Source organism: Microbacterium gawkjiense (assembly GCF_031932225.1).
GTDB lineage: Bacteria > Actinomycetota > Actinomycetes > Actinomycetales > Microbacteriaceae > Microbacterium > Microbacterium gawkjiense.
In genome coordinates this window covers 229,064-241,151 of sequence record NZ_JAUZVV010000002.1, presented here as the reverse complement: position 1 = coordinate 241,151, position 12,088 = coordinate 229,064, and the positions used below count along the sequence as shown (strand labels likewise).

The window sequence follows — 12,088 nt, the reverse complement described above, 5'->3', positions numbered from 1 at the left end:
TTCGGTGCTGTCAGCCACCGAGGCTCCCTTCGCTGAGCCCGCCGCCCAGCACGTGGGCGTGGACGTGGAAGACGGTCTGACCGGCGCCGGGGCCGGTGTTGAAGATCAATCGGAAGTCGCCGTCGGCGTGCTCGGCGGCCAGGCTGTTCGCGAGCCCCACCAGCTCGGCGAGCAGGGCAGGGTCGCCCGCGGCGAGCTCGACGACGTCGCGGTACTGCTCGCTCTTCGGTATCACGAGCAGGTGCACGGGAGCCTGCGGGGCGATGTCACGGATAGCGAACGCGTTCTCGGTCTCCGCGATGATCTCGGAGGGGATCTCACCCCGGAGGATGCGGGTGAACACCGAAGACTCGCTCATCCTCCCAGTCTAGTCAGCGGCTCCCGGCGTCGGCCGGTGCCGACTCACCAGCGGCCGAGCGCCCGGTTGACCAGCGCGAGCGCTGCGGGACCGGCGGTCGAGGTGCGCAGGACCGTGTCGCCGAGCCGCACGAGGGTAGCGCCGGCGGCCTGCAACGCGTCGAGCTCGTCGGGCGAGATCCCGCCCTCCGGCCCGACGACGAGCAGCACGTCACGGGTGTCTGCGGCGTCGAGGTCGACCGCGGAGAGCGCAGCGGATGCCGTGGGTTCGAGCACCAGCATCCGTGCCGACTCGGCGTGCGAGACGAGTAGCCGCGTCGTCACCGGGTCGGCCACCTCGGGCAGCCAGGCACGGTGGGCCTGCTTGGCCGCCTCGCGGACGATCGACTCCCAGCGTGCGACGCCCTTGGCGACCTTCGCGCCGTCCCACCGCGAGACGGACCGGGCTGCCTGCCACGGGAGGATCGCGTCGACGCCGAGTTCGGTCGCGGCCTGCACCGCGAGCTCGTCGCGATCACCCTTCGCGAGCGCCTGCACGAGCACCGAGCGCGGCGACGGCGCCGGGTGCTCCCGCCGCTCGACGACCTCGACGATGACCTCCTTCGGTGCGACCGAGGCGACGGTTCCCGTGAGCCAGAGGCCGCGTCCGTCGCCCACGCTCACCCCCTCCCCGACCCGGATGCGGCGCACGGCGGCCGCGTGGTGCGCCTCGGCGCCCGTCAGCCGGACGACGTCGCCCGGGCGCGCGGCACCGGCATCCTCGATCAGGAAGTGCAGGGCCACGGTCAGCGCTTGAACTTGCCGCGGAGCTTGGAGAACAGGCCCGGGTGGAACTCGGCGAGGTGCGGCGGCGCGGGGCGCGTGCGCTTGGCGAGCTCCTGGACGAGGGCCCGCGACTTGGGATCGAGGTGCGACGGGGTGACCACCTGCACGGCGACGCGGAGGTCGCCGCGCTGCTCGCCGCGGAGCGGGGTGATGCCGCGCCCGCGGATGGTCAGCTCGTCGCCCGCCTGGACACCCTGGCGGATCTCGAGATCGACGGGGCCGTCGAGCGAATCGATCGTCACACTCGTGCCGAGGATCGCGTCGATCATCGACACCTCGAGGGTCGCGAGCAGATCGTCGCCGTCACGGCTGAAGACGTCGTGCGGCGCGACCGTCACCTCGAGGTACAGGTCGCCGTTGGGCCCGCCCGCGGGGCCGACCTCGCCCGATCCGGGCAGCTGCAGGCGCAGTCCCGTCTCGACGCCGGCGGGGATGTCGATCGACACGGTGCGGCGCGCGCGAACGCGGCCCTGGCCCTGGCACGTGGAACACGGGTAGGGGATGGTCGTGCCGTAGCCCTGGCAGGTCGTGCAGGGCTGCGACGTGACGACGTTGCCGAGCAGGCTCCGCACGGTCCGCTGGATCTGCCCCGAGCCGTGGCAGATGTCGCAGGTCACCGGCTGGGTGCCGGGCTGGCAGCACGAGCCCTGGCAGGTCTCGCACAGCACCGCCGTGTCGACCTCGATGTCGCGGTGCACGCCGAAGACGACGTCGCCGAGAGTCAGGTCGACGCGCACGAGGGCGTCCTGGCCCCGCTCGCGACGCGAGCGCGGGCGTCCGGCACGCGTGCCCCCGCCGCCTCCGCCGAAGAACGTCTCGAAGATGTCGCTGAAGCCGCCGAAGCCGGCCCCGGCGCCGCCGAACGCCCCGGAGTCGCCACCGAGGTCGTACCGCTGGCGCTGGTCGGGGTCGCTCAGCACGTCGTACGCGTGCGTCACGAGCTTGAAGCGCTCCGCCGCATCCTCTCCCGGGTTCACATCGGGGTGGAGCTGTCGCGCCAGTCGGCGGTACGCCTTCTTGATCTCCTCGGGGCTCGCGTCGCGCGCGACACCCAGGACCTCGTAGTGGTCAGCCACAATCACCTCTCCGGCCCGGAGGCCGATTCGTTCAGCGCGACTTCTCGTCTTCTTCGAGCAGACGCGTCAGATAGTGCGCGACGGCACGGACCGCCGCGAGATTGGTGGGGTAGTCCATGCGGGTCGGACCCAGCACGCCCACGCGCGCCTGCGAGCCGCCGGCGTCGTAGTCCCCCGCGACGACGGATGCCTCGGCGAGCCCGAACGGCTCGTTCTCGCGGCCGATGCTGGTCGCCAGTCCCCGGTCGTCCGCGACCATCTCGCCCATGAGGCGGAGGAGCGTGACCTGCTCCTCGATCGCCTCGAGCAGAGGGTAGATGCTGCCGCGGAAGTCCGCTTCGCGACGGGCGAGGGTCGCGGACCCGGCCATGACCATGCGGTCCGAGCGGAACTCGTCGAGCTCCTCGCCGATCGCGCGCAGGACGATCCGCCGGTTCTCCTCGCGGGGGGCCGGAGCCTCCTCCTCGAGGATGCGGGCGATCGCCGCGGCACCGTCGCGGACGCTCTTGCCGGTCAGCAGCGCGGCCATCGCGAGCTTGAGCTGCTCGGCCTCCTCGGCGGACGGCTCGGTCGCGAGGAACGCGACCCGCTGCGAGACCCGTCCGGTGTCGGTCACGACGATGATGACGATGCGGGTGCCGCCGAGGTGGACGACCTCGACGTGCGAGACGTTCGCCCGGGCGAACGACGGGTACTGCACGATCGCGACCTGTCCGGTGAGGCGGGTGAGCGTGCGGACCGTGCGGACGAGCAGGTCGTCGAGGTCGCCGGTGTCCTCCAGGAACGCGCCGATCGCGGAGCGCTGCGCGGAGGTCAGCGGACGGACCTCGGCGAGATGGTCGACGAAGACCCGGTACCCCTTGTCGGTGGGCACACGGCCCGACGACGTGTGCGGCGCGATGATGAGTTCCTCGTCCTCGAGGAGGGCCATGTCGTTGCGGATCGTGGCGGCGGACACACCGAACTGGTGGCGGTCGACGATCGCCTTGCTGCCGACGGGTTCCCGCGTGTCCACGTAGTCCTGGACGATCGCGCGCAACACCTGAAGACCGCGTTCCGAGACCATCATCCCTCCTCCGCTGGCACTCTCGATCTTGGAGTGCCAATTCTACCGCGCGCGGAGCGTTCTGCTCGGATCACTCGGTGAGCGCCCGCACGACGGCGTCGGCGAGAAGCCGCCCGCGGCGGGTCAGCACGATCGTGCCGTGGACCGCCGCCGCGCCGTCGACGAGCCCGTCGGCGATGAGGGATGCCACGTTCCGCCGCCCGGTGGCCGTCGCCTCGTCGACGGCCACCCCATCGACGATGCGCGAGCGCAGCAGGATGTCCTCGAGGCGGCGGGCCTCGGCATCCGGTCGCTCCCGTCCGGCCGCCGGCGACTGTCCCGCCGCGAGGCGCTGCGCGTACGCCGCGGGGTGCTTCACGTTCCACCACCGGAGTCCGCCGATGTGGCTGTGGGCGCCCGGGCCGTACCCCCACCAGTCCTGGCCGCGCCAGTACGACAGGTTGTGGCGTGACCGCTGCGCGCGGTTCGTCGCCCAGTTCGAGACCTCGTACCACCCGTATCCCGCCGCGGCGAGCAGTTCGTCGGCCAGCTCGTACATGTCGGCCTGCAGATCGTCATCGGGAGCGGGCACCTCGCCGCGGCGGATCTGCCGCTCGAGTTTCGTGCCGTCCTCGACGATGAGCGCGTAGGCCGAGACGTGATCGGGTGCGAGGGCCGTCGCCGTCTCGAGCGAGGTCCGCCAGTCCTCCCACGACTCCCCCGGAGCGCCGTAGATGAGGTCGAGGCTGACCGCCAGCCCCGCGTTCCGTGCCGCGGCGACCGCGGTGGCGATGTTCGCGGGGTCGTGGGTGCGGTCGAGGGCGGCGAGGACGTGCGGGACAGCCGACTGCATGCCGATCGACAGGCGTGTCACACCGGCGGCCGCGAGGGTCTCGGCCACGGCGTCCGTCATCGTGTCGGGGTTCGCCTCGACCGTCACCTCGGCACCGTCCGCCAGACCGAAGGCCTCCCGGACGCCGTCGAGCATGCGCGCCAGGTCGCCGGGCGGCAGGAGCGTCGGGGTGCCGCCGCCGAAGAACACCGTCTGCGCGGGGCGGAGCGGTCCGCGTTCGGCCAGCACGCGCCGGGAGATCGCGATCTCGCGCAGGACCTCGTCGGCGTACGCGTCCTGTCGGGCGCCGCGCAGTTCGGTCGCCGTGTAGGTGTTGAAGTCGCAGTAGCCGCAGCGGACGCGGCAGAACGGGACGTGCAGGTAGACGCCGAAGTCGACGTCGTCCGACACGCGCACGTCGGCGGGCAGTGCGCCGTCGAGAGGAGCGGGATCGCCGAGGGGAAGGGCCGAGCCCATCAGGAGCCGGTGGCGTACATCGGCGACATCGCCTGCAGGTACCCCTGGAACAGGGCGCGACGCCGACGCTTCACCAGCGGACGCCAGAGGCGGTAGAGCACGCCGGTCGGCTTGTCGAAGGCGCGGACCGTGAACCAGACCTCGTCGTCGTCGCGCCATTCGAGCAGGAAGGACTCCTCGCCGCTGACGACGGATCCGCCGACGGTGCCGAGCGAGAACCCGACCCGACGCGGCTCGTCGACGACCGAGATGACCCGGAGCTCGGCATCCGCTCGCATCCCGCCGACGCGCCCCCGAAGGTGCACGGTCGTCCCGGCGCTCGCGAACGGCACACCGTCGGCGTCGAAGCGCTGCTCGTCGTCGAGACGACTGGGCTGGACGGCGTTGCCGTCGGCGTCGAAGCCGACACCGGAGTACATCGGACCGGATGCCGGGCGCACATCGGTCACCTGGAGACCCGCCCCGCGCTGCGCTCCCCACCCGAGGAGCGACTCGGTCGAGGTGACGAAACGGCTCTCACCGCTGCCGAGACGCCAGGACGCCTCCGCCGGGGTCGTGCCCTTCGGCGGATAGCCCATGAGATCGGGGGCCTGCGTGGCCCCGACGGCGGCGTAGTCGACGGTCCCTGCCTGGAAACTCCCGCGGCGCATCGTGCCAGCCTACTTCTTGTCCTTGCCCTCGACGTCTCCCGAGAGCGCGGCGATGAACGCCTCCTGGGGGACCTCGACGCGGCCGACCATCTTCATGCGCTTCTTGCCCTCCTTCTGCTTCTCCAGCAGCTTGCGCTTACGGGTGATGTCACCGCCGTAGCACTTCGCGAGGACGTCCTTGCGGATCGCGCGGATGTTCTCGCGGGCGATGATGCGGGCGCCGATCGCGGCCTGGATGGGGACCTCGAACTGCTGACGCGGGATGAGCTTGCGCAGCCGCTCGGTCATCATCGTCCCGTAGGCGTAGGCCTTCTCACGGTGGACGATCGAGCTGAACGCGTCGACCTTCTCGCCCTGCAGCAGGATGTCGACCTTGACGAGGTCGGCGGTCTGAGAACCGGCCGGCTCGTAGTCGAGGCTCGCGTAGCCCTGCGTCTTGGACTTCAGGTGGTCGAAGAAGTCGAAGACGATCTCGCCGAGGGGCATGTTGTAGCGCAGCTCGACGCGGTCCTCGCTGAGGTAGTCCATGCCGAGCAGGGTGCCGCGGCGGGACTGGCAGAGCTCCATGACGGTGCCGACGTAGTCCTTCGGCAGGAGGATGCCGACCTTCACGACCGGCTCGGAGACCTCGGCGACGCGGCCGTCGGGGTACTCGGACGGGTTCGTCACCGTCACGGTCTCGCCCGTGTCGGTCATCACCTCGTACGTCACGGACGGCGCGGTCGTGATGAGGTCGAGTCCGAACTCGCGGGCGAGGCGCTCGGTGATGATCTCGAGGTGCAGCAGACCGAGGAAGCCGCAGCGGAACCCGAACCCGAGGGCGACCGAGGTCTCCGGCTCGTACTGCAGCGAGGCATCCGACAGTTTCAGCTTGTCGAGCGCCTCGCGAAGCTCGGCGTAGTCGCTGCCGTCGATCGGGTAGATGCCCGAGAAGACCATGGGCTTCGGGTCGGTGTACCCCGCGAGCGCCTCGGATGCGGGCTTGCGGTGATTGGTGATCGTGTCGCCGACCTTGGACTGGCGGACATCCTTCACACCGGTGATGAGGTAGCCCACCTCGCCGACGCCGAGACCCTTGGTGGGCACGGGCTCGGGGCTCGACACCCCGATCTCGAGGAGGTCGTGGGCCGCCTTCGACGACATCATCTGGATCCGCTCGCGCGGCTCGAGCTTGCCGTCGACCATCCGCACGTACGTCACGACGCCGCGGTAGGCGTCGTAGACCGAGTCGAAGATCATGGCCCGGGCGGGGGCGTCGGCATCCCCGACGGGTGCGGGGATGCGCTCGACGATGCGGTCGAGGAGGGCCTCGACCCCCATGCCGGTCTTGCCGCTCACCTTGAGCACGTCGGCCGGGTCGCCGCCGATGAGGTTCGCGAGCTCGGCGGCGTACTTCTCGGGGTCCGCCGCGGGCAGGTCGATCTTGTTGAGGACCGGGATGATCTCGAGGTCGTTCTCGAGGGCGAGGTAGAGGTTGGCGAGGGTCTGCGCCTCGATGCCCTGCGCCGCGTCGACGAGGAGGATCGCGCCTTCGCAGGCCGCGAGCGACCGGCTGACCTCGTAGGTGAAGTCGACGTGGCCGGGGGTGTCGATCATGTTGAGGGCGAAGGTGCCGTCGGCGGTGGCCCACGGCATCCGGACCGCCTGGCTCTTGATGGTGATGCCGCGCTCGCGCTCGATGTCCATGCGGTCGAGGTACTGGGCACGCATGTCGCGGTCGGCGACCACGCCGGTGATCTGCAGCATGCGGTCGGCCAGGGTGGACTTGCCGTGGTCGATGTGGGCGATGATGCAGAAGTTGCGGAGCTGCGCGGGCGGCGTGGCCGCGGGCTGCAGGGGCTGAAGGGCGCGGGGTGACATGACCAGCCGAGTCTACCGGCGCACGGCCGCGCGGCCGGCCCGGGGATCCGGCACGATAGCCGCCGCGTCGACGACACGCCAGCACGCGGACGCATGAGAAAGAGTTAACCGATCTGACACTTGCGGGGCTGTGGAACCGACCGAATGCTCAATGTGGCGGTCGGTTCCTGCGCGATAAGCCCCGCGCCCGTGCCGCTTCGGGAGATCCCACCGTGTCGAACCCACCCGTTCCCGCGCCCGCCTCACCGTCCGCCTTCCGCCGCACCGGCGCCCTGCTGACCGTCACCGCCGTGACGGCCGCGGGTCTCGCCCTCGTGCCGAGCGCGGCGAACGCCGCCGTGTCGGCCGACGCACCCGTCGTCATCTCGGAGGTGTACGGCGGCGGCGGCAACAGCGGCGCCGCCGTCAACCGCGACTTCATCGAGCTCGCCAACACGGGCGACGAGACGGTCGACCTCAGCGGGTTCAGCGTGCAGTACGCCTCTGCGACCGGCGCCACCTGGCAGGTGACGAAGCTCGGCGACGTCGACCTTCCCGCCGGCGAGAACCTGCTCATCGGTCAGGCCTTCGGGAGCAACACGACGCTCCCCGCGTTCGAGGCCGACGTCGACGGCTCGATCGCGATGAGCGGCAGCGGCGCCAAGGTCGCCCTTGTGTCCACCGAGACGGCACTGACCGGCAGCACCGGGATCGCCGATCTGGACCAGGTCGTCGACCTGGTCGGCTGGGGCAGCACCGCCTCGGCCTTCGCCGGCTCCGCGCCGGCGCCCGGGACCTCGAACGCGACGAGCGTCTCCCGCGACGAGGACGCCTCGAACAGCGCGGACAACGCGACGGACTTCGCCGCCGGGGCACCCACGCCCACCGGGCTCGGCGCGGACGTCGACCCCGAGCCTGAGCCCGAACCCGACCCCGAGCCGCAGGTCGCCACGATCGCCGAGATCCAGGGCACGACGGATGCGTCCCCGCTGACGGGCCGCACCGTCACCACGACCGGCGTGGTCACGGCGCACTACCCCACCGGCGGCTACAACGGGTACGTCATCCAGACGCCCGGCACCGGCGGCGCGCTCGATCTCGACACGCACACCGCCTCCGACGCCGTCTTCGTCTACGCGCCCGGCGCCACCGGCGAGGTCGCGCTCGGCGACACCGTGTCGGTCACCGGCGTCGTGTCGGAGTTCGACGGACTGACCGAGATCACCGTGGAGCCGGGCGACGCCGACGTCATCGACGACGCCGCGGCGCCCACGCCCGCGACGATCGGCTGGCCGACGACGGCGGCGCAGCGCGAGTCGCTCGAGTCGATGCTCGTCGCCCCGGAAGGCGCGTTCACCGTCAGCGACACTTACAGCACGAACCGCTTCGGCGAGGTGGGTCTGGCTGCCGGCGACACCCCTCTGCGTCAGCCCACCGACGCCGCCCGCCCGGGCAGTGACGCCGCCGCCGCGGTGGCCGCCGACAACGCCGCGCGCGGTGTGCGCCTCGACGACGGCGCCGGGATCGACTACACGTCGGGCGCCAACCGCGCGCTGACCCCGGCGTACGTCTCGCTCACCGAGCCCGTCACCGTGGGCGCCGGGGTGTCCTTCACGGCGCCGTTGATCGTCGACTACCGCAACGGCACGTGGAAGCTGAACCCGACCGAGCCGCTCGTCGGCGACGGCACGGGAGCCGACGAGGTCGTCTTCGAGAACGTCCGCACCGACGCTCCGCAGGACGTCGGCGGGGACCTGTCGATCGCGTCGTTCAACGTCCTCAACTACTTCACGACCCTCGGCACGGACTCGGCGAGCTGCGAGGCCTACCCCGACCGGTTCGGCGACGGCGTCACCGTCCGCGACGGCTGCGCCCAGCGCGGCGCGTGGGACGCCGCCGACCTGGAGCGTCAGCAGGCCAAGCTCGTCGAGGCCATCACCTCGGTGGATGCCGCCGTGATCGGTCTCATGGAGATCGAGAACTCGGCCGCTCTCGGCGAGGAGAAGGATGAGGCGACCGCCACGCTCGTCGACGCGCTGAACGCGGAGGCGGGTGCCGGCACCTGGGCCTTCGTCCCCTCGTCGGCGGATCTGCCCTCGGCATCCGAGCAGGACGTCATCACCAACGCGATCATCTACCAGCCCGCCCTCGTCTCCCCCGTCGGCGCCGCGCGCGCCCTGGGCGACCAGAGCGCCGACGGCGAGGCGTTCGGCAACGCGCGGGAGCCGATCGCGCAGGTGTTCGAGCCGGCCGCCGGCGGCGACCCGTTCCTGTTCGTCGTGAACCACTTCAAGTCGAAGGGATCGGTCGGCCCCTGGCCGGGCGACGCCGACACCGGCGACGGTCAGGGAACGTCGAACGAGTCGCGCGTGCGCCAGGCGACGGCGCTGCGCGACTGGGTGGCGGAGATCCAGGGCGACGTGGATGCGGTGGCCCTCGCCGGCGACTTCAACTCGTACAGCCAGGAGGACCCGCTGCAGGTGCTCTACGAGGCGGGGTACGCGGATGCCGAGCAGGCGTTCGACCTCGACTCGTCGTCGTACAGCTTCTCGGGGCTCTCGGGCTCGCTCGACCACGTCCTGCTGAACGAGGCGGCGCTCGCGCGCTCCACCGGCGCGGACATCTGGAACATCAACTCCGGAGAGTCGATCGCCCTCGAGTACAGCCGCTTCCGCACCCACGGCACCGAGTTCTACTCGGCCGACCCGTTCCGTTCGAGCGACCACGATCCGGTCATCGTCGGAATGGACGCGGATGCCGCCCCCGTGCAGCTGACCCTTCTCGGGATCAACGACTTCCACGGACGCATCGACGGCAACACCGTCGCGTTCGCGGGGACTGTCGAAGAGCTGCGGAAGGCCGCATCCGGGCCCACCCTGTTCCTGTCGGCCGGCGACAACATCGGCGCCTCGCTGTTCGCGTCGTCCGTGGCGCAGGACGAGCCCACGATCGACGTCCTGAACGCTCTGGGCCTGCAGGCGAGCGCGGTCGGCAACCACGAGTTCGATCGCGGCTTCGCCGACCTGTCGGGTCGGGTGTCGGACGCGTTCGATACGCCGCAACTGGGTGCGAACGTCTACGAGAAGGGCACGACGACCCCGGCGCTCGACGAGTACGCGCTGCTGGAGGCCGACGGACTGACGGTCGGCGTCATCGGCGCCGTCACGGAGGAGACCCCGACGCTCGTCACGCCGACCGGCATCGAGTCGGTGGACTTCGGCGACCCGGTCGAGGCGGTCAACCGCGTCGCCGCGCAGCTGACCGACGGCGACGCCTCCAACGGCGAGGCGGACGTCATCGTCGCGCTCTACCACGAGGGCGCCGGGGCCGGCACGCCGGACGGCGCGACCCTCGAGGAGGAGGTCGCCGCGGGCGGCGCGTTCGGGGCGATCATCGAGGACACCTCCCCCGAGGTCGACGCGATCTTCACCGGTCACACGCACAAGGAGTACGCGTGGTCGGCACCGATCCCCGGCACGGACCGCACGCGTCCCGTCGTGCAGACCGGCTCGTACGGCGCCAAGATCGGGGAGATCACGCTGACGGTGGATGCCGCCACGGGCGAGGTCTCGGCGCACACCGAGCGCAACGTCGCCCGGACGACGACCCCCGCCGCCGACCTCGTCGCCGCCTACCCGCGGGTCGCGGAGGTCGACCGCATCACGAAGGCCGCGCTGGCGAACGCCGCCGCGATCGGCAACACCGAGGTCGGTCAGGTCTCGGGCGACATCACGACCGCCTACAGCGGCGGCTCGTACGTCGACGGCGTCTACACCGGCGGATCGCGCGACAATCGGGCGGCGGAGTCGACGCTCGGCAACACGGTCGCCAACATGCTCCGCGACAGCCTCGCGGACCTGCCGAACGGCGCCGTCATCGGCGTCACCAACCCGGGTGGTCTGCGCGCCGATCTGTTCGACACGCAGGCGGAGTTCGGGGCCGGTGCGGTCGCGGGTCTCGAGGACGGATCGATCTCGTTCAGCCAGGCGAACGCGGTGCTGCCGTTCAACAACACGCTCGCGCTGGTCACCCTCACGGGTGAGGAGTTCACGACGATGCTCGAGCAGCAGTGGCAGCGGGATGCCGCGGGCAACGTCCCCCAGCGCCCCTACCTGCAGCTGGGACTCTCGGACAACGTCTCGTACACCTACGACCCGGCGCTGCCGGAGGGTGAGCGCATCACGTCCGTGACGGTCGACGGGGCTCCGATCGATCCCGAAGAGACCTACCGCATCGGCACGTTCTCGTTCCTCGCGGCCGGCGGCGACAACTTCCGCGCCTTCACGGAGGGCGAGGACTACGTCGACACGGGTCTGCTCGACTACGAGGCGTGGGTCGACTACCTCGCCGAGGGGTCGCCCGTCGCCCCCTCGTTCGCGAAGCACGGTGTGCAGGTCTCGGGCGTGCCCGAAACGGTCGCCGCGGGCGAGACGGTGTCGTTCCAGGTGGCCGGGCTCGACCTGACCAGCAAGGGCGCTCCCGCCAACGCCGAGGTCTCGGTGAGCCTGGGCGAGCAGGTGCTCGGCACGGCGCCGGTGTCGGAGGGCGCGGCATCCGTCAGCGTCACCCTGCCCGCCGGAACGCTCGCCGGCGCCGCGCAGCTGACCGTGACCGCCGCCCCCAGCGGCACGGTCGTGCAGGTGCCCGTCACCGTCGAGGAGTCGGCTGAGCCCGCCGCGGCGACGAGGACGCGTCTGGTGGCCGTCACGCCGGTCCACATCAACCGGTTCCTGCCCACGACGCTCGTCGCGATCGTCACGCAGGAGGGCGGCCGCGCCGAGGGCGTCGTCGAGTTCCGCGAGGGCGACACCGTGATCGCGACGGCGGAGGTCCGCCGCGGCACCGCGTCGACGACGCTCGGCCGGCTGTCCCGCGGGACCCACGCCTACACGGCGACCTTCGTCCCCGACGACCCGACGGTCGCCGAGGGATCGGAGAGCAAGGCTGTGAAGGTGCGCGTCCTCTTCTGATCGGACGCATCCGGAAC

At 71.2% G+C, this 12,088-nt stretch carries 8 protein-coding genes; 1 reads left to right on the top strand and 7 read right to left on the bottom strand.

What is annotated here, in order from left to right; all coding sequences use genetic code 11:
• Positions 1 to 10 precede the first annotated feature (10 nt).
• The 7 genes from Q9S71_RS09250 to lepA form a co-directional block, all read right to left on the bottom strand.
• Entirely contained in the window at positions 11 to 358 is a 348-nt protein-coding gene (locus Q9S71_RS09250) for an HIT domain-containing protein (protein ID WP_064002185.1), read from the bottom strand.
• Between the two features lie 44 nt (positions 359 to 402).
• Positions 403 to 1,140, bottom strand: a complete 738-nt coding sequence (locus Q9S71_RS09245; protein ID WP_311861969.1) for a 16S rRNA (uracil(1498)-N(3))-methyltransferase — start codon at positions 1,138 to 1,140, stop codon at positions 403 to 405.
• A gap of 2 nt (positions 1,141 to 1,142) precedes the next feature.
• A complete protein-coding gene (gene dnaJ / locus Q9S71_RS09240; protein ID WP_253034725.1) occupies positions 1,143 to 2,258 on the bottom strand; it encodes a molecular chaperone DnaJ in 1,116 nt (371 codons plus the stop codon).
• Positions 2,259 to 2,289: 31 nt separating this feature from the next.
• Complete coding sequence (hrcA, locus tag Q9S71_RS09235) at positions 2,290 to 3,324, bottom strand: heat-inducible transcriptional repressor HrcA (RefSeq protein ID WP_253034724.1); 1,035 nt, start codon at positions 3,322 to 3,324, stop codon at positions 2,290 to 2,292.
• 70 nt (positions 3,325 to 3,394) lie between these two features.
• A complete protein-coding gene (gene hemW / locus Q9S71_RS09230; RefSeq protein ID WP_311861967.1) occupies positions 3,395 to 4,612 on the bottom strand; it encodes a radical SAM family heme chaperone HemW in 1,218 nt (405 codons plus the stop codon).
• Positions 4,612 to 5,262 carry a DUF1990 family protein gene (locus Q9S71_RS09225; protein ID WP_064002190.1) on the bottom strand — a complete coding sequence of 217 codons (651 nt, stop codon included), beginning with the start codon at positions 5,260 to 5,262 and terminating at the stop codon, positions 4,612 to 4,614. Before Q9S71_RS09225 ends, hemW begins: the two co-directional genes overlap by 1 nt.
• Before the next feature lie 9 nt (positions 5,263 to 5,271).
• A complete protein-coding gene (gene lepA, locus Q9S71_RS09220) occupies positions 5,272 to 7,122 on the bottom strand; it encodes a translation elongation factor 4 (protein WP_064002191.1) in 1,851 nt (616 codons plus the stop codon).
• 212 nt (positions 7,123 to 7,334) lie between these two features.
• Between lepA and Q9S71_RS09215 the strand changes: the two genes are divergently transcribed.
• The gene (locus Q9S71_RS09215; RefSeq protein WP_311861965.1) at positions 7,335 to 12,071 is read left to right on the top strand and encodes an ExeM/NucH family extracellular endonuclease; all 4,737 of its coding nucleotides are present in this window, start codon (positions 7,335 to 7,337) and stop codon (positions 12,069 to 12,071) included.
• The last annotated feature ends 17 nt before the right edge of the window (positions 12,072 to 12,088 follow it).